This is a genomic window from Cellulomonas sp. 73-92 (assembly GCF_001898175.1).
GTDB lineage: Bacteria > Actinomycetota > Actinomycetes > Actinomycetales > Cellulomonadaceae > Cellulomonas.
On sequence record NZ_MKTH01000013.1, the window covers coordinates 670,622 to 686,470 of the forward strand.

Annotated in this window: 18 protein-coding genes; 14 read left to right on the forward strand and 4 right to left on the reverse strand. The window is 74.6% G+C overall.

All coding sequences use genetic code 11. The annotated features are described in order from the left end of the window. Window positions 1–117: 117 nt before the first annotated feature. From BGO37_RS09805 to BGO37_RS09845, 9 genes are all read left to right on the forward strand, one after another. Entirely contained in the window at window positions 118–789 is a 672-nt protein-coding gene (locus BGO37_RS09805) for a helix-turn-helix domain-containing protein (RefSeq protein WP_291754383.1), read from the forward strand. 109 nt (window positions 790–898) lie between these two features. Continuing rightward, window positions 899–2,182, forward strand: a complete 1,284-nt coding sequence (gene purD / locus BGO37_RS09810) for a phosphoribosylamine--glycine ligase (RefSeq protein ID WP_291754385.1) — start codon at window positions 899–901, stop codon at window positions 2,180–2,182. A gap of 284 nt (window positions 2,183–2,466) precedes the next feature. Beyond that, complete coding sequence (locus BGO37_RS09815; protein WP_291754387.1) at window positions 2,467–3,042, forward strand: hypothetical protein; 576 nt, start codon at window positions 2,467–2,469, stop codon at window positions 3,040–3,042. Between the two features lie 61 nt (window positions 3,043–3,103). Continuing rightward, window positions 3,104–4,012, forward strand: coding sequence for a phosphoribosylaminoimidazolesuccinocarboxamide synthase (locus BGO37_RS09820; RefSeq protein WP_291754389.1), 909 nt, complete (start codon window positions 3,104–3,106; stop codon window positions 4,010–4,012). 217 nt (window positions 4,013–4,229) lie between these two features. Next, the gene (locus tag BGO37_RS09825) at window positions 4,230–4,553 is read left to right on the forward strand and encodes a PadR family transcriptional regulator (protein WP_291754391.1); all 324 of its coding nucleotides are present in this window, start codon (window positions 4,230–4,232) and stop codon (window positions 4,551–4,553) included. Window positions 4,554–4,630: 77 nt separating this feature from the next. Beyond that, window positions 4,631–5,770 (forward strand): hypothetical protein, encoded by a 1,140-nt coding sequence (locus BGO37_RS09830; protein ID WP_291754392.1) that lies wholly within the window; start codon window positions 4,631–4,633, stop codon window positions 5,768–5,770. A gap of 63 nt (window positions 5,771–5,833) precedes the next feature. After that, window positions 5,834–6,085 (forward strand): phosphoribosylformylglycinamidine synthase subunit PurS, encoded by a 252-nt coding sequence (purS, locus tag BGO37_RS09835; protein WP_291754394.1) that lies wholly within the window; start codon window positions 5,834–5,836, stop codon window positions 6,083–6,085. Beyond that, window positions 6,085–6,780 carry a phosphoribosylformylglycinamidine synthase subunit PurQ gene (purQ, locus tag BGO37_RS09840; protein ID WP_291754396.1) on the forward strand — a complete coding sequence of 232 codons (696 nt, stop codon included), beginning with the start codon at window positions 6,085–6,087 and terminating at the stop codon, window positions 6,778–6,780. The genes purS and purQ overlap by 1 nt, the downstream gene beginning before the upstream one ends. Next, a complete protein-coding gene (locus BGO37_RS09845; RefSeq protein ID WP_291754397.1) occupies window positions 6,777–7,808 on the forward strand; it encodes a GNAT family N-acetyltransferase in 1,032 nt (343 codons plus the stop codon). The genes purQ and BGO37_RS09845 overlap by 4 nt, the downstream gene beginning before the upstream one ends. Before the next feature lie 6 nt (window positions 7,809–7,814). On the opposite strand, the gene BGO37_RS09850 is transcribed toward BGO37_RS09845, so the two are convergent. After that, complete coding sequence (locus tag BGO37_RS09850) at window positions 7,815–8,462, reverse strand: DUF1345 domain-containing protein (RefSeq protein ID WP_291754399.1); 648 nt, start codon at window positions 8,460–8,462, stop codon at window positions 7,815–7,817. A gap of 81 nt (window positions 8,463–8,543) precedes the next feature. Between BGO37_RS09850 and BGO37_RS09855 the strand changes: the two genes are divergently transcribed. The 5 genes from BGO37_RS09855 to BGO37_RS09875 all read left to right on the forward strand — a co-directional run bounded on the left by BGO37_RS09855 (window position 8,544) and on the right by BGO37_RS09875 (window position 12,155). Beyond that, window positions 8,544–8,849 (forward strand): DUF5808 domain-containing protein, encoded by a 306-nt coding sequence (locus BGO37_RS09855; protein WP_291754401.1) that lies wholly within the window; start codon window positions 8,544–8,546, stop codon window positions 8,847–8,849. Window positions 8,850–8,909: 60 nt separating this feature from the next. Beyond that, window positions 8,910–9,479: a GNAT family protein gene (locus BGO37_RS09860; protein ID WP_291754403.1), complete on the forward strand. Its 570-nt coding sequence runs from the start codon at window positions 8,910–8,912 to the stop codon at window positions 9,477–9,479. A 62-nt stretch (window positions 9,480–9,541) separates the two neighbouring features. After that, window positions 9,542–10,471, forward strand: coding sequence for an ABC transporter ATP-binding protein (locus BGO37_RS09865; protein WP_291754405.1), 930 nt, complete (start codon window positions 9,542–9,544; stop codon window positions 10,469–10,471). Beyond that, window positions 10,468–11,325, forward strand: coding sequence for an ABC transporter permease (locus tag BGO37_RS09870; protein WP_291754407.1), 858 nt, complete (start codon window positions 10,468–10,470; stop codon window positions 11,323–11,325). The genes BGO37_RS09865 and BGO37_RS09870 overlap by 4 nt, the downstream gene beginning before the upstream one ends. Beyond that, window positions 11,322–12,155 (forward strand): ABC transporter permease, encoded by an 834-nt coding sequence (locus BGO37_RS09875; protein ID WP_291754408.1) that lies wholly within the window; start codon window positions 11,322–11,324, stop codon window positions 12,153–12,155. Before BGO37_RS09870 ends, BGO37_RS09875 begins: the two co-directional genes overlap by 4 nt. A 53-nt stretch (window positions 12,156–12,208) precedes the next feature. On the opposite strand, the gene BGO37_RS09880 is transcribed toward BGO37_RS09875, so the two are convergent. Genes BGO37_RS09880 through BGO37_RS09890 form a run of 3 tightly spaced genes read right to left on the reverse strand, consistent with a single transcriptional unit; the run spans window position 12,209 to window position 15,842 of the window. Then, entirely contained in the window at window positions 12,209–13,162 is a 954-nt protein-coding gene (locus tag BGO37_RS09880) for a MaoC/PaaZ C-terminal domain-containing protein (RefSeq protein ID WP_291754410.1), read from the reverse strand. Then, window positions 13,159–14,532, reverse strand: a complete 1,374-nt coding sequence (locus BGO37_RS09885) for a 3-oxoacyl-ACP reductase (protein ID WP_291754412.1) — start codon at window positions 14,530–14,532, stop codon at window positions 13,159–13,161. The genes BGO37_RS09880 and BGO37_RS09885 overlap by 4 nt, the downstream gene beginning before the upstream one ends. Before the next feature lie 2 nt (window positions 14,533–14,534). After that, complete coding sequence (locus tag BGO37_RS09890) at window positions 14,535–15,842, reverse strand: acetyl-CoA C-acetyltransferase (RefSeq protein WP_291754414.1); 1,308 nt, start codon at window positions 15,840–15,842, stop codon at window positions 14,535–14,537. Between the last annotated feature and the right edge of the window lie 7 nt (window positions 15,843–15,849).

The window sequence follows — 15,849 nt, forward strand, 5'->3', positions numbered from 1 at the left end:
GATCGCAAGGGTTCGGCCGGAGCCGGCCGCGCGAGCGCGGGAGGTCCGGCGACCGGAGCTCGGGCGCCGGCGGCGGCGCCGGGCCGGGCCGCGCCGGCACCCGCCACGCCAGCAGCGGTGGCCGCGCCCGACGCCGGTCCCGCTGACGCCGGCGACCGGCCGCTGCGCGCGCGCGCCATCGGCGGCGAGGAGCTCAAGGCATTCACCCACCCGTTGCGGATGGCGATGTACAGCGCGCTGCGCGACTACGGCCCGGCGACTGCGACGCAGCTCGCGCGGCGCCTCGGCGAGAGCAGCGGCCAGACGAGCTACCACCTGCGACAGCTCGAGCGGCACGGCTTCGTGGAGGACGACCCCGAGCACACCGGCGGGCGGGAACGCTGGTGGCGGCCGCGGTCGTTCAGCGTCGCGGACCCGGTGATGATCGCCGACCCGGCGCAGGCGCCGGCCGTTCGGGCGATGTTCGACCTGGTCATCGCCGACCGGGTCCGCGTGCTGCGGCAGTTCTTCGAGGCGGTGATGGCCGAGGTTGCCGACGACGACGAGTCCGCCGGCACCGACACCATGACCGCCCTCATGACCAAGGCCGAGGCCAAGGCGATGCTCGAGGAGGTCCAGCTGCTCCTCAACGAGCACACCGACCGTGCCAAGGCCCGCGCGGCCGCCGGCGACGTCGAGGGGCGTCGTCGGATGCGGGTGTTCTTCGACGTCGTCCCGCTCATCGACGAGGCCACGGGTGACGTCGTCGGGCCTGCTGTCGCCTCGCCCTCGGCCGCCTCGCCCTCCTGACTTCCGTGCGCTCTGGACCGCGCGTGACGGTCCCTGCTTCACCGGAGTCCGCTGCGCGCAGGCGGACCGGCGCTCGCCGCGACGAGGCCGCTCGGTAGGCTCGGCGCCCGTGGAGATCCTGGTCGTCGGTGGCGGTGCCCGCGAGCACGCCCTGGTCCGCGCGCTGTCCCTCGATCCCGCCGTGACGGCCCTGCATGCGGCGCCCGGCAACCCGGGCATCGGTGAGCTGGCGGAGCTGCACGCGATCGACCCGCTCGACGGCGCCGCGGTCGCGGCGCTTGCCGGAGAGCTGAACGTCGACCTCGTCGTCGTGGGCCCCGAGGCGCCCCTGGTCGCCGGGGTGGCGGACGCGGTGCGGGCGGCCGGTGTCCCGGTGTTCGGGCCGAGCGCCGCGGGTGCCCGGCTCGAGGGGTCCAAGGCGTTCGCCAAGGAGGTCATGGCCGCCGCCGGCGTGCCGACCGCGGCGGCACGGGTGGCGACGACCGTCGAGCAGGTGGCGGCGGCGCTCGACGCGTTCGGCGCGCCGCACGTCGTCAAGGAGGACGGCCTGGCGGCCGGCAAGGGTGTCGTCGTCACGTCCGACCGCGAGACTGCCCTGGCGCACGCCGCGGCATGCCTCGCCAAGCCCGGTGGGCAGGTCGTTGTCGAGGAGTACCTCGACGGGCCGGAGGTGTCGCTGTTCGTGCTCTCGGACGGCTCGGACGTGGTGCCGCTCCAGCCGGCGCAGGACTTCAAGCGTGTGGACGACGACGATGCCGGCCCCAACACGGGCGGCATGGGCGCGTACTCGCCCCTGCCGTGGGCCCCGCCCGGGCTGGTCGACGAGGTCGTCGCGACCGTCGCGGCGCCGACCATCGCCGAGATGGCGCGCCGAGGGACGCCCTTCGCCGGCGTCCTCTACTGCGGCCTGGCGCTGACCTCGCGCGGCGTGCGGGTCGTGGAGTTCAACGCCCGGTTCGGCGACCCGGAGACGCAGGTGGTCCTGCCGCGCCTCGCCACGCCTCTGGCGGGCGTGCTCATGGCGGCCGCGACCGGCGGCCTGGCGCAGCTGGCGCCGCTGCAGTGGCGCGACGAGGCCGCGGTCACCGTCGTCGTCGCGGCGCACGGGTACCCGGTGAGCGTCCGCTCCGACGACCCGATCACCGGCATCGCCGACGCCGTGCAGGTTCCGGACGTCCACGTGCTGCACGCCGGGACCGCCCTGCGCGATGGTGTCCTCGTCTCGGCCGGCGGCCGTGTGCTGTCCGTCGTCGGTACGGGCGCCGACCTCACCGCCGCGCGCGCCACGGCGTACGCAGGCGTCGAGCGCATCATGCTGCCGGGTTCGCACCACCGCACGGACATCGCCCGCCGCGCCGCCGCGGCCGAGGCGGCAGGCGCACCCCTCTCCTGACAGGCCTGCGCCCGCCGGCCCGCCGTGGCGCGCCGCCCGCCGAGTGCCGTCGTCGTACGCCGCCCGCCGAGTGCCGTCGTCGTACGCCGAGCGCTACCGAAACGTCGGCGGCACTCGGTGAACAAGGGCGGCGCTCGGCGAGGAGGGGAGCAGGAGGGGCAGCCGGCAGACGCGAGCTTCGTCGTGCTCGGGCACGTCGAGGGCAACGAGTTCCGCGTGGCGTCACCCGATTAGGTGTCAACCGTTGCTTGACGTGGCGTGCAGCGTCAAGCAATCATTGACGCATGAGCGAACCGACCCTCCGTGACGTCCTCGCGGCGGCCCTCGACCAGGCGCGGCCCGACCTCGCCCCCCGGCTGCAGGACGACCCCGCGGCCTACCTCGAGCTCGTCACGCTCGCGCGCGACGCCCACTCCGAGACCGGTGAGCTGCTGCGCGCCGCCGTCGTGTCCGCTCGTCGGGCCGGCTGCACGTGGGAGCAGGTCGGCGGCGTCCTCGGCATGACGAAGCAGGCGGCCCAGCAGCGCTACGCCGTGCCCGACGAGCCCGCCGCGTCCCCGCAGGGCTCGGCCCGCCGCGCCACGCTCGCCCCGCTGACGGCCTTCAACGAGATGCGCGTCCTCGAACGTGCCGGGCGGTACGGCTGGCACGGCGTCGCCTTCGGCCCGATGTACTTCCTCGTCGAGCAGTCCGACGAGCAGTGGGAGCACCACCGCGCCTACGTCGGCACCGGACCGCTGCGCGACGGCGGGGACTGGCAGCGGATCGGCCGGTGGGGCTGGTGGGTCTACTACAAGCGACCGCTCGGCATCCCGCCGCTCCCGGGCCTGACGGACGTCCACGACCTGGTGCTCCCGTGACGGGATGCCCGATCTCTGGGCGCGGCGGGCGGGACCGGCCGGCCCTTGCGACACTGTCCGCGTGACCCAACTCCCCGGCTGGACCCACACCTACAGCGGCAAGGTCCGCGAGCTCTACGTGCCCGACGAGACGCCGGAAGGCCGCGCGATCGTCGACCGTCATGGCGACGTGGTGCTGGTCGTCGCCAGCGACCGCATCTCCGCCTACGACTTCGTCCTGAGCCCCGGCATCCCCGGCAAGGGCGTCGTCCTCACGCAGCTGACGCTGTGGTGGTTCGGCCAGCTGGCCGACCTCGTCCCCAACCACCTGGTCTCCACCGACGTGCCCGAGGCCGTCGCGGGCCGGGCGATGATCTGCCGCCGCCTGGAGATGTACCCCGTCGAGTGCATCGCGCGCGGCTACCTCACGGGCTCCGGCCTGGCCGAGTACAAGAAGACCGGCGAGGTCACCGGCATCCCGCTGCCGGAGGGTCTCGTCGACGGCTCCCGGCTGCCCGAGACGATCTTCACGCCGTCGACGAAGGCCGAGCAGGGCGAGCACGACGAGAACGTGCCGTTCGAGGGCGTCGTGAAGCTCGTCGGGCCGGAGGTCGCCGCTCAGCTGCGCGACCTGACGCTCGCCGTGTACGGCCGGGCGGAGGAGATCGCGCGCGAACGCGGCGTCATCCTCGCCGACACCAAGTTCGAGTTCGGGGCCGACGAGGCCGGCACCATCACGCTGGCCGACGAGATCCTGACGCCCGACTCGTCGCGCTTCTGGCCGGCCGACGAGTGGGAGCCGGGTCACGCGCAGCCGAGCTTCGACAAGCAGTACGTCCGCGACTGGCTCACGTCGCCCGACTCGGGCTGGGACCGCTCGTCGAACACCCAGCCGCCGGCGCTGCCCGACGAGGTGGTGCGGCTCACGCAGGCCCGCTACCTGGAGGCGTACCGCCGCATCACAGGCCAGGAGCTGACGCTCCCGGCCTGACCCCCGGCGCCGAACCGCTCCAGATGGCGCCCTCCCGGCCACGACGGTCGCGAGGGCGCCGTCCCGCGCGGTCAAGTGCCGCGAGGAGCGCGTGAGGACGCCCTCGCGGCAAGCCCGCATGGGTCGGGCGTCGCGTCGGAGGTCCTGGGGCCGACCGGCGGCCGAATCGGCTGCGCGATGGATCGTCGTGCGATATATATCGACCATGGCGTTCCGGATGACCGAGCAGGCCTACCTCGTGCTGCTTGCCTTGGCGGACGGTCCGCGCCATGGCTACGGCGTGGTGCAGGCGGTGGTGACGCTGTCGGACGGGCGGGTGCGCCTCGGCGCCGGCACGCTCTACGGCGTCCTCGACCGGCTGGTCGAGGCGGGCTACGCCCGGGTCTGCGGCGAGGAGGTCGTCGACGGACGGCTCCGCCGCTACTACGAGCTGACCGACGAGGGTGGCGCGGCAGCCGCGGCTCACACCCGCGAGCTGGCTGCGCTCGCCGCGCGCGCGAAGCGTGCCCTCGCGGCCCGGCCGGCGCTGGGCGGCACCTGATGCTCCCGCGGCGCAGGGGGACCGATCCTGCGGGTGGGATGGGACGGCCGACGGCGGGTCGCGGAGGGGCCGAGCCGGTGGGCGCGCCTGGTCGCGGGCCGGAAGAGGCGACCGCGGATCGCGCGGGCATCGAGCCGAGCTTCGAGCGGTCCGTCCGGCGGTGGCTGTGGGCGTACCCCCGTCGGTGGCGGTGGGCGCGTGCCGACGAGGTCGTCGGCACGCTGGCGGACCTGGCCGGGCCCGGCGCGACGAGGCTCAACCTACGGTCGGGGCTCGGGCTCGTGATCCACGGCCTGAGGACGCGCCGGCGCATGCGGCCGCCGCTGCGCCACGTGGCGCGCTACGCCCTGGTCAACGCTCCGCTGCCCTGGCAGTATCGCGGCTGGATGGCCGACCGGATCGCGAGTCCGCTGTTCAACCGAGGTCCGCTGCTCGGTCTGGCGTCCTTCTTCTTCGTGTTCGCGGTGCTCCGGGGTCACGACGGTGGCGCGACCCCGGTTGACCTGGCCTGGGCAGGTCTGCTGGCCCTCACCTGCTGGGTCACCCCCCGCGACGCCGTCCGGCGCGCGGAGGCCGCCCGCCACCTAGTCGGGCGCCCTGGCGAGCCGCCGACACCGTGGGACCTGCGCGCGGCGTGGGTCCTTCGCGACCGCGTCACGGGACGCTCCCTGCTGCCGACCCTGACTCTCGTCGCGGGCACCGTTGCCCTCGGCGGCGTCGCCTCGGCCGTCATCCTGGGGACTGGGCCTCTCGCGGCGCTCGCCGCGTCTGCCGTGCTGGGCGCGGCGGGGGCCGTCAGGCTGGCCACGCGGTGGCGGCGGCGCGTGCCGGCGCGCCCTCCGCAACCGGCACGCCGGCTGCTGGCCGCGGGCCGGTCGTGGCGGCTGTCGGCGTGGTGCTGGGGAGCGGTCGCCCTGGGATCGCCCTCGTCGTGGCCCCTCGCCGGCCTCGTGGCGCCGCCGGGCCGGGCGTCGATCCTCCTCGTCCCGACCGCACTCGTCCTGCCCTCGCTCGTCGTCGGGTGGCTCCTAGCCCGCCGCGGGCCGGACGACCTCGCGATGATGGACGTGTGGCGCCTGCTGGTCGACACCGGCCCGCTCCCGGTCGATGCGCTGCAGCGCGGCGTCGTGCCTGCCTGGGAGCCCCCGCCGGAACCTGGTCCTGTTCCGCTCCCCGGCGGACCTCCGCTGCTGCCACCGACACCGGGCCTCGCCTGAGACCGCCCGCGCGCCGCCGTTAGGATGACCCCCGAATCCACCGCCGCGCCCCGGGAGACTGCTGTGGGACTGGTCGTCGTCGACGTCATGCCGAAGCCCGAGATCCTCGACCCGCAGGGCAAGGCCGTCGCCGGCGCCCTGCCGCGGCTCGGCTTCGGGCAGTTCACCGCGGTGCGGCAGGGCAAGCGGTTCGAGCTGAGCGTCGCCGGGCCGGTGACCGACGAGGTCCTCGCCGCCGCCCGGGAGGCCGCGGTCCAGGTGCTCTCCAACCCGGTGATCGAGGACGTCGTCAACGTCGCCGACGGGGAGGCCTGATGGGGAAGATCGGCGTCGTCACCTTCCCCGGCACGCTCGACGACCGGGACGCCGCCCGCGCGGTGCGCCTGGCCGGTGGCGAGGCAGTCAGCCTGTGGCACGCCGACGCCGACCTCAAGGGGGTCGACGCCGTGGTCCTGCCCGGTGGCTTCTCCTACGGCGACTACCTGCGCGCCGGCGCCATCAGCCGGTTCGCCCCGGTGATGGGCGAGATCGTCGAGGCCGCCGGCCGCGGCCTGCCGGTGCTCGGGATCTGCAACGGGTTCCAGGTGCTCACCGAGGCGCACCTGCTGCCGGGCTCCATGATCAAGAACGACCACCTGCACTTCGTCTGCCGCGAGCAGGAGCTCGTGGTGGAGAACAACGAGACCGCCTGGACCCGCGAGTACGCCCGCGGCCAGCACATCACCGTGCCGCTGAAGAACCAGGACGGGCAGTACGTGTGCGACGAGCGCACCCTCGACGAGCTCGAGGGCGAGGGCCGCGTCGTGTTCCGCTACGCCGGCTGGAACCCCAACGGCTCGCGCCGGGACATCGCCGGCGTCTGCAACGAGAAGGGCAACGTCGTCGGCCTCATGCCGCACCCGGAGCACGCCACCGAGCCCGGGTTCGGACCCGACGGCGCGAACGGTCCGCGCTCCGGCACCGACGGGCTGCGGTTCTTCACGTCGGTGCTGCACGCGCTCGTCTCTTGATCACCGGTCACCTCGCCACCTGGGACGACCCCGGCGTCGCGGCGCTGCGCACCGCGCAGCAGGCCGAGCTGCGGGCCCTCTACGGGGACGACGACATCGGCCACGAGATGACGGGCGACGGCATCGTCGCGATGGTCGTGCTGCGGGACGGCGACGTCGCGGTCGCGTGCGGCGCCCTGCGGGCCGCCCCCGAGCTCGGCGCGGGCACCGGCGAGCTCAAGCGGATGTACGTCGTGCCGTCGTACCGCGGGCAGGGCCTGGCGCGCCGGGTGCTCGACGAGCTCGAGGCCGCCGCGCCGGCGCACGGGCTGCGGCGCCTGGTGCTCGAGACGGGCGCGCTGCAGGCCGCCGCGATCGGCCTCTACCTCGCGGCCGGCTACGTGCCGATCGACCGTTTCCCGCCCTACGAGGACGAGACGACGTCCCGCTGCCTGGCCAAGGACCTGCCCGAGCACGGCGGCACGGCCCGAGCACGGCAGGCGGTCGCGCCGGGCTCGGCACGCACCGACGCTGTTGACGAGGCCCGCGCCGACGGCGTCGCCGGGCTCGTGGTCGACCGCCTCGCCTGGATGGACGACGAGGCCGTCGAGCTGCGCCGCCTGATGGCCGAGACGTTGCGCGGCTTCTACGGGCCGGTGGGCTACTTCGCGAACGACGAGACGCTGGCCGCCGCCGACCGGGCCGAGGCCGGCCGATCGCTCGTCGTGCTCGTCGTCCGCGACGGCGAGCAGACCCTGGGCACGCTGAGCCTGTCCGCGGCGCCGGAGGGCCGGCCCGCCGACTGGGGCGAGCTGGAGCGGCTGCTCGTGCTGCCCGCCGCCCGGGGGCGGGGCGTCGCGCGGCTGCTGCTGCAGGAGGCAGAGGCCGAGGCCCGCGCGCGCGGGCTGTCGACGCTCACGCTCAGCACCGGCTACCGGCAGCTGCCGGCGATGCAGCTGTACCTCTCGTCGGGCTACCGGATCGTCGCGCCCACCGGCGACGCGTGGCCCCGGCAGGGACGCCTGTACTGGTTCGCCAAGCCCCTGTAGCCCGGCTCAGGCGGCCAGGCCCGCGACGAGGTTGACGAGCAGCGCCACGATCACCGTCCCGAACAGGTACGACAGCAGCGCGTGCACCTGCGCCACCCGGCGGAACCGGGACGACGACAGGTCGGTGTCCGAGATCGCGAAGCTCATCCCCACCGTGAACGCGATGTACGTGAAGTCGGTGTACCGGGGCCGCTCGTGCTGGTGGAAGTCGATGCCGCCGACCGGGGCCGTGTAGTACATGCGGGCATACCGGGTGGCGAAGACCATGTGGGTCGTCGCCCAGGAGGCGACGATCGCCGACAGCACGGCGGCACTCGTCACCGGCGACCCCTTGAGCCCACCACCCAGCAGCACCACGACCACGGCGCCGAGGCTCGCCAGGCCGGCGGCCAGCACGATCGTGTGGCCGGCCACCCGCGCGGGCTCCTCGCGCAGCGCGTGGCGGGAGGTCTCCTCCGGGCCCATCGGCACCACGACGAGCAGCATCCAGACGACGTAGAGCAGCCCGGCCGCGGCCCACCCACCGAGTGCGGCCGCGGCGTACGACGACCACGTGAGCAGGGCGCCGACGAGCAGCCCGACGACCAGCGCGGCCGCGAGGCGCACCCACACCGGCGTGTCGAGGGTCCGGGAGATCCGTTGGCTCGTCGTCACGCTGCCAAGTGAACTCCCGGGTGCCGTCCGGAGGCGGGATGCGCCACGATGGGCACGACGACGAGCGCAGGGAGGGGCGCCATGTCCGGGAAGACGTCGAAGAAGCGCGGCGGGTTCAGGAACCTCGTCACGCTGGTCACGATCGCGCTGGGGATCGCGGCGGTCGTCAAGGAGCTGCGCAAGCCGGCCGACGAGCGCACCTGGAACGGCACGGTGGCCGCCGTGGTGCCCTACGACTTCCGCATGCCCACCCTCGAGCGGGCGAAGGAGCGGCTGTGGAACCCGGAGGCGTCGAGCTTCGTGGGCCCGCGCGTCTTCGGCGTGGGCTGGACGGTGAACGTCGGCAAGATCTGGGCGCTCGTGCAGGAGAAGCGCGCCGCGCACTGATCGGCCGCGCGCCGGCGGGCGCGGTCGCCCGGCGTCGCACCCCTGCGTGAGAATCGCGGGATGCGCCACGACCTCGTCCTCACCGCGCCCGGTGTGCTGCTCGTCCCGCTCGAGGCGGCGCACTCGCGGCCGCTGCTCGCGCTCATCGACGACGACCTGTGGGCGGGCATGACGAGCCCGGTGCCGCGATCGGTCGACGACATGGACGCCCTGGTCCGCGCCGCGCACGACGAGCCGGGCCGCACCGCGTTCGCCGTCCTCGCCGACGGTGGCGAGGTGATCGGCTCGACCTCCCTCTACGACCACGTGCCGGCGATGGCGCGGGTCGAGATCGGGTTCACGTACTACGCGCGGCGCGTGTGGGGCTCGCGCGTCAACCCCGCCTGCAAGCTCGCCCTCTTCACGCAGGCCTTCGACGAGTGGCGCTGCGCCCGGGTGGCGCTGCGGGCGGACGCGACGAACGGCCGGTCCATCGGCGCGATGACGCGGCTCGGGGCCGTGCCCGAGGGTGTGCTGCGCAGCCACCGGGTGCGTCCCGACGGCACGCGCGGCGACACGGCGTACTTCTCGGTGCTCGCCGACGAGTGGCCGGCGGTGCGCGCGGGCCTGCTGGCGCGGCTGGAGCCGTAGGCCGCACCGCGCGCCGATATCGCCGCGACGCGTGTCGGCGGCGCCCCCTAGGCTCGAGGACCGTGACCTCCGCTCCCGTCATCGAGGCCCGCGCGCTCACCAAGCGGTTCGGCGACCTCGTCGCCGTCGACGGCATCGACTTCGAGGTGGCGCCCGGTGAGGCGTTCGGCCTGCTCGGGCCCAACGGCGCCGGCAAGTCGACCACCATGCGGATGATCGGCGCGGTGTCGCAGCGCACCTCGGGCGAGCTGCAGGTGCTCGGCCTCAACCCCGACACCGAGGGGCCCGCGATCCGGGCGCGGCTCGGCGTGGTGCCCCAGGAGGACAACCTCGACATGGAGCTCTCGGTCCGGGAGAACCTCGTGGTGTACGGCCGCTACTTCGGCATCTCGCGCGCCGAGTGCCACCGGCGGGCCGACGAGCTGCTGGCCTTCGCGCAGCTCGAGGAGAAGGCGAGGACGAAGACCGACGACCTGTCGGGCGGCATGAAGCGCCGGTTGACGATCGCCCGCGCCCTGGTCAACGAGCCGCGCGTGCTCATGCTCGACGAGCCGACCACGGGCCTGGACCCGCAGGCCCGGCACGTGCTCTGGGACCGGCTGTTCCGGCTCAAGGAGCGGGGCACCACGCTCGTCCTCACCACGCACTACATGGACGAGGCCGAGCAGCTGTGCGACCGGCTCGTCGTCGTCGACCACGGCCGGATCATGGCCGAGGGCAGCCCGGCCGAGCTCATCCGGCAGTACTCGTCGCGCGAGGTCCTCGAGCTGCGGTTCGGCTCGGGCCGCAACGCCGAGGTCGAGCCGCTGCTCGACCCGCTCGCCGACCGGGTCGAGGTGCTCCCGGACCGCGTGCTCTGCTACACCGACGACGGCGAGGACCTGCTGGAGCGCGTCGCGGCGCTCGGCCTCGAGCCGGCGACGAGCCTGGTGCGCCGCTCCTCGCTGGAGGACGTGTTCCTCCGGCTCACCGGGCGGAGCCTCATCGAGTGACCGCTGTCGCCACCCACGAGGACGTCGCCGCGTGGCGCGACGAGGCCCGCGCGTCCGTCGCCCGGACCCGGCGCCGGGGCTCGCTGTACGTCGCCGAGTACCGCCTCCGCGCAATGCGGGCGTACGGCTGGACCATCGTCATCGGCGCGGTGGGCCAGCCGCTGCTCTACCTCCTCGGGCTCGGCGTCGGGCTGGCCGCGTTCATCCGGACGCCCATCGCGGCCGGGCCGTCCGGGTCGGTCGGCTACGTCGCGTTCGTCGCGCCCGCGCTGCTGGCCAGCGCCGTGGTCGGCGTGGCGATGGAGGAGTTCACGTACGCCGTCATGGAGGGCTTCCGCTGGCGGAAGACCTTCTGGGCGATCAACGCCAGCCCGGTGACGCCCCGGCAGGCGTGCAACGGCCTGGTGCTGGCGGTGGCGGCCCGGATGCTCGTCACCGGGACCGCGTACTACGGGATCGCCGTCGCCTTCGGCGCCATCACCCGGCCGGTCGTCGGGCTGGCGATGCCGCTCGTCGGCGTCCTCGGAGGGCTGGCCTTCGGGCTGCCGGTCATGGCGTACGCCGCGCAGATGAAGGAGGACACCGGCCAGTTCAGCATCATCCAGCGGTTCATCTTCACGCCGCTGTTCCTGTTCTCCGGCACCTTCTACCCCCTGGCGAGCCTGCCGCTGTGGCTGCAGTGGATCGGCTGGATCAGCCCGGTCTGGCACGCCTCTGAGCTGGGGCGCGCGCTCTCGTTCGGCTCGTCCGCCGGCGGCTGGCCGTGGTGGACCCATCTGCTGGTGCTCCTCGTGATGACCACCGGCGGCGCCGCGGTGGCGTGGCGGTCCTTCGTGAAGCGGATGACGTCATGACGGCGACGACGTCGCCGACCCGGCGCGCGCGCGGGCCGTGGGCCGCCGAGCTGGGCGGACTGTGGTCCGGGAACGCGGGCGCCGTGCTCGGGCGCAACCTGCGCTCCGCGCGGTCGACGACGTGGGTGATCGTCGTCACCGGGTTCTTCGAGCCCGTGTTCTACCTGCTGGCGATGGGGATCGGGCTCGGCCGGTTCATCGGGGACGTCCACACGAGCACCGGCGCCACGGTGTCGTACGCCGCGTTCATCGCGCCGGCGCTGCTCGCGGTCTCGGCGATGAACGGCGCCGTCTACGACTCGACGTGGAACGTCTTCTTCAAGATGCACTTCGGCAAGCTGTACGACGCCATGCTGGCCACCTCGCTCGGCCCGCTGGACGTCGCGCTCGGGGAGATCTCGTACGCCCTGCTGCGCGGCGCGCTGTACGCCGGCGGCTTCCTCACCGTCATGGCGGCGATGGGGCTGACGACCTCGTGGGCGGCGCTGCTGGCGCTGCCGGCCGCGGTGCTGGTGGCCTTCGGCTTCGCGAGCCTCGGCATGGCGATCACCAGCTACATGAAGACCTTCCAGCAGATGGACTGGATCAACTTCGTCATGCTGCCGATGTTCCTGTTCTCGGCCACCTTCTACCCGGTGACGGTGTACCCGGGGCCGGTCCAGGGGCTGGTCAAGGCGCTGCCGCTCTGGCACGGGGTGGAGCTGATCCGCGGCCTGACCACGGGCGCGATGACCGGCGCCCTGTGGGGGCACGTGGCGTACTACGTCGTGATGATCGCGCTCGGCGTGACCTTCACGACCCGCCGCCTGCGGACCATGTTCCTCAGGTAGCGGCGCTCGCGCCGGCGGCTCGACCGGGCCGGTGAGCTCGGCCGAGCGGGCCGTCAGTCGAGCGGCCGCACCTGGCCCGTGAGGTAGGGCCGCCCCGCGCCGGGCGTCCACACGGTGTACCCGAAGCCGTCGCCGTCCGGGGCCACCCGCACCGCGACGGTCGCCGGCAGCAGCAGCGGCTTGCTGAACTCCGCGGTCCACACGAACGTGTGCCCGGCCGCGGGCCCGACGTCGGCGAGGGCGCGCCCCGCGGTGTACATGCCGTGCGCGATCGCCCTGCGGAAGCCGAACATCCGGGCCGTCGGCGTCGACAGGTGCACGGGGTTCCGGTCGCCGGAGACCGCCGCGTAGCGCCGCCCGGTGTCGGCGGCCAGCCGCCACGAGGCCGTCGGCACCGGGGCGTGCCACTCGGACCGCCCCTCCTCGCCCGGCTCGCCCGCCGCGTCCGACGGCTCACCCGCCGCGTCCGACGGAGCACCCGCCGCGGCCGGCGGAGCACCCGCCGCGAGCTGCACGCCCCGGGCGAGGTACGTGGAGACCCCCTCCCAGGCGAGGTCCGACGAGCCCGCGCGGCGGACCTGCGCGACGAGGTCCAGCTGCGTGCCCGAGCGGTGCGGCCGCAGGTCCGCGGCATGCACCGCGATCTCGAGGAGGTCGTCGCGGAACAGCGGCCGGTGCTGCGTGACGCGGTTCGCGACGTGGACCATCCCGGCCGGCGCGGTCGGGAAGTCGTCGCGCACCATGAGCGCGACGTGCAGCGGGAACGCCATGGTGTGGACGAAGCCCGCCGGCAGCCGGTCGGCGGCGCGCAGCCCCATGAGCGCCTGGTAGGCGGTCAGGCGCGTGGTGTCCACCGGCACGTCGCGCACGGTGCAGGTGACGTCGGGCAGCGACGTCGGGGCGTGGCCGGTGCGGCGCGCCGCCGCCAGCCGCGGGCCCGCCACCACGGCGCGCGCGTACAGGCGCCCCAGCGAGGGAAGGGTCGCCAGCTCCACCTCGTCGGTCATCGCCCGACCATGTTCTGCCCGCACACCCGCAGCGTGCGCCCGACGATGCCGCCGGCGGGCGGCGAGGCGAGGAACGCCACCGCCTCGGCGACGTCCACGGGCTGCCCGCCCTGCTGCAGCGAGTTGAGCCGCCGCGCGACCTGCCTGGTCAGCGCGGGCATCCGGGCCGTCATGTCGGTCTCGATGAAGCCCGGCGCCACGGCGTTGGCGGTGCCACCGAACGGCGCCAGCAGCGGCGCCGTGGCCCGCACCGCGCCGATGATCCCGCCCTTGGAGGCGGCGTAGTTCGTCTGGCCGCGGTTGCCGGCGATGCCGCTGGTGGAAGCCATCGCCACGATGCGCGGGGCGTCGACGAGCTCGCCGCTGGCCAGCAGCGCCTCGTTGATCGCCAGCTGCGCCGCGACGTTGACCGCGAGCACGGACTCCCACTTCTCGGCGGTCATGTTGGCGAGCAGCTTGTCGCGCGTGATGCCGGCGTTGTGGACCACGACGTGCAGGCCCCCGTGGCGCGAGGTGGCGTGCTCGAGGATGCGGGCGCCGGCGTCGGGGGCCGTGATGTCGAGCTGGAGCGCCGTGCCGTTGACCCGGTTGGCGACCGCCGTGAGGCCCTCACCGGCGGCCGGCACGTCGACGCACACCACCGTCGCGCCGTCGCGGGCGAGCACGTCCGCCACGACCGCGCCGATGCCGCGCGCGGCACCCGTGACGACCGCGACCCGGCCCGCCAGCGGCCGGTCCCAGTCGGCCGGCAGCTCGCCGGCGTCGGAGTCCACGTCGAGGAGCTGGCCGTCGACGAAGGCCGAGCGCCGCGAGAGGAGGAACCGCAGCGCCGCGACGGCGGCCGGCGCGGTGACCGGGACGCCGGCGGCCACGACGACGCCGTTGCCCGTCGCCCCGCCGCGCAGCTCCTTGGCCAGGGACCGGAGCAGCCCGTCGACGCCCTGGCGCGCCGCGGCGACGGCCGGCGCGTCGGTCGCCAGCGCCGGGCGCGAGACCGTGATCACCCGCCCGCCGCGGCGCAGCCCGCGCAGCGTGGAGGCGGCTTCCAGGACCGGGGCGGCCAGCTGGTCGGGGTGCGTCACCGCGGTGAGCACGACGACGACGGCGGCGTACCGCTCGTCGGGCGCCGCGTGGCGGTGGACGTCCAGGTCCCAGCCGTCCGGGACGCCGTCGGACCCGCCGGGCGGCCCGGAGAGGAGTCGGGCTACCGCGTCGGCGTCGGGCCCACCGCCCAGCACCAGCACCGGGCCGTCGACGAGGGGGTCGCCCGGATGGTGGCGGAGCAGCGGCGCCGGACGCGGTAGCCCGAGTCGCTTGGCGAGCGCGGCGCCGGCGCCGCTGTTCACCAGGTCGAGGTAGGCGTCGCCCATGGTCAGGCCGCCTCGAGGATCGCCGCGATGCCGAGCCCGCCGGCGGCGCACACGGAGACGAGGCCGCGCACGGGCTCGTCGGAGGCGCGCTGCGCCTTGAGCTGGTGCAACGCCTTTGCGAGCATGGCGACGATGCGCCCGCCGGTCGCCGCGAAGGGGTGGCCGGCCGCCAGGGACGAGCCGTGGACGTTGAGCCGGTCGCGGGGCACGACCCCGAAGGCACCGGGGAGGGCGAGCCGGGTGCGCCCGAAGTCGTCGGACTCCCACGCGGCGAGCGTGGTCAGCACGGTCGACGCGAACGCCTCGTGGATCTCGATCAGCGCGAAGTCCTCGAACGTGAGCCCGCGGCGCGCGAGCAGCCGCGGCACCGCGTACGCCGGGGCCATCAGCAGCCCCTCCTCGCCGTGGACGAAGTCGACGGCGGCCACCTCGGCGTCGAGGACCGCGGCCAGCGGCGTCAGGTCGTGGGCCGCGGCCCACTCGGCGGAGCCGAGCAGCACCGTCGACGCGCCGTCGGTCAGCGGCGTGGAGTTGCCGGCGGTCATCGTCGCCGGGGTGTCCAGCCGCTTGCCGAACACCGGCGGCAGCGCGGCGAGCTTCTCCAGGGACGTGTCGGGGCGCAGGTTCCCGTCGCGCACCACCCCTTGGTAGGCCGTGGCCAGGTCGTCGAAGAAGCCGGCGTCCCACGCGGCGGCGAGGTGGCGGTGCGAGGCGAGCGCCACCTCGTCCTGGGCCTCCCGCGAGATGCCCCACCTGGCGGTGGTGATGGCCTGGTGCTCACCCATCGACAGGCCGGTGCTGGGCTCGTCGGTGCGCGGCGCCACGGGGGCCAGGTCCTTGGGCCGGATGCGGGCGAGCGTGGCCAGGCGCTGCGGCGCGGTCTTCGCGCGGTTGGCGTCCAGCAGCGTGCGCCGCAGCCGGTCGCCGACGACGATCGGCGCGTCCGACGCGGAGTCCACCCCACCCGCGACGCCCGACTCCAGCTGCCCGAGCGCGATCTTGTTCGCCAGCGCCACGACGGTCTCGACGCCCGTGGCGCAGGCCTCCTGCGCGTCGGTCGCCGGGGTCCGGGCCGAGAGCGGGGACGCCAGCACCGCCTGCCGCGTGAGGTTGAAGTCGCGGCTGTGCTTGAGCACGGCCCCGGCCGCCACCTGCCCGATCACCTCGCCCTGGAGCCCGAACCGTGCGACGAGGCCGTCGAGCGCCGCGGTCAGCATGTCGAGGTTGCTGGCGTGGGCGTAGGCGCCGCCGGCGCGTGCGAAGGGGATCCGGTTGCCACCGAGCACGTAGGCGGGTCGAGGACTGCTCATGCGCATC

Excerpts from the sequence above, each read along its gene's own strand:
- BGO37_RS09815 (WP_291754387.1), top strand. The coding sequence starts at position 2,467 with ATGAGCGAACCGACCCTCCGTGACGTCCTCGCGGCGGCCCTCGACCAG.
- BGO37_RS09825 (WP_291754391.1), top strand. The coding sequence starts at position 4,230 with ATGACCGAGCAGGCCTACCTCGTGCTGCTTGCCTTGGCGGACGGTCCG.
- purQ (WP_291754396.1), top strand. The coding sequence starts at position 6,085 with ATGGGGAAGATCGGCGTCGTCACCTTCCCCGGCACGCTCGACGACCGG.
- BGO37_RS09855 (WP_291754401.1), top strand. The coding sequence starts at position 8,544 with ATGTCCGGGAAGACGTCGAAGAAGCGCGGCGGGTTCAGGAACCTCGTC.
- BGO37_RS09860 (WP_291754403.1), top strand. The coding sequence starts at position 8,910 with ATGCGCCACGACCTCGTCCTCACCGCGCCCGGTGTGCTGCTCGTCCCG.
- BGO37_RS09875 (WP_291754408.1), top strand. The coding sequence starts at position 11,322 with ATGACGGCGACGACGTCGCCGACCCGGCGCGCGCGCGGGCCGTGGGCC.
- BGO37_RS09880 (WP_291754410.1), bottom strand. The coding sequence starts at position 13,162 with ATGACCGACGAGGTGGAGCTGGCGACCCTTCCCTCGCTGGGGCGCCTG.
- BGO37_RS09885 (WP_291754412.1), bottom strand. The coding sequence starts at position 14,532 with ATGGGCGACGCCTACCTCGACCTGGTGAACAGCGGCGCCGGCGCCGCG.
- BGO37_RS09890 (WP_291754414.1), bottom strand. The coding sequence starts at position 15,842 with ATGAGCAGTCCTCGACCCGCCTACGTGCTCGGTGGCAACCGGATCCCC.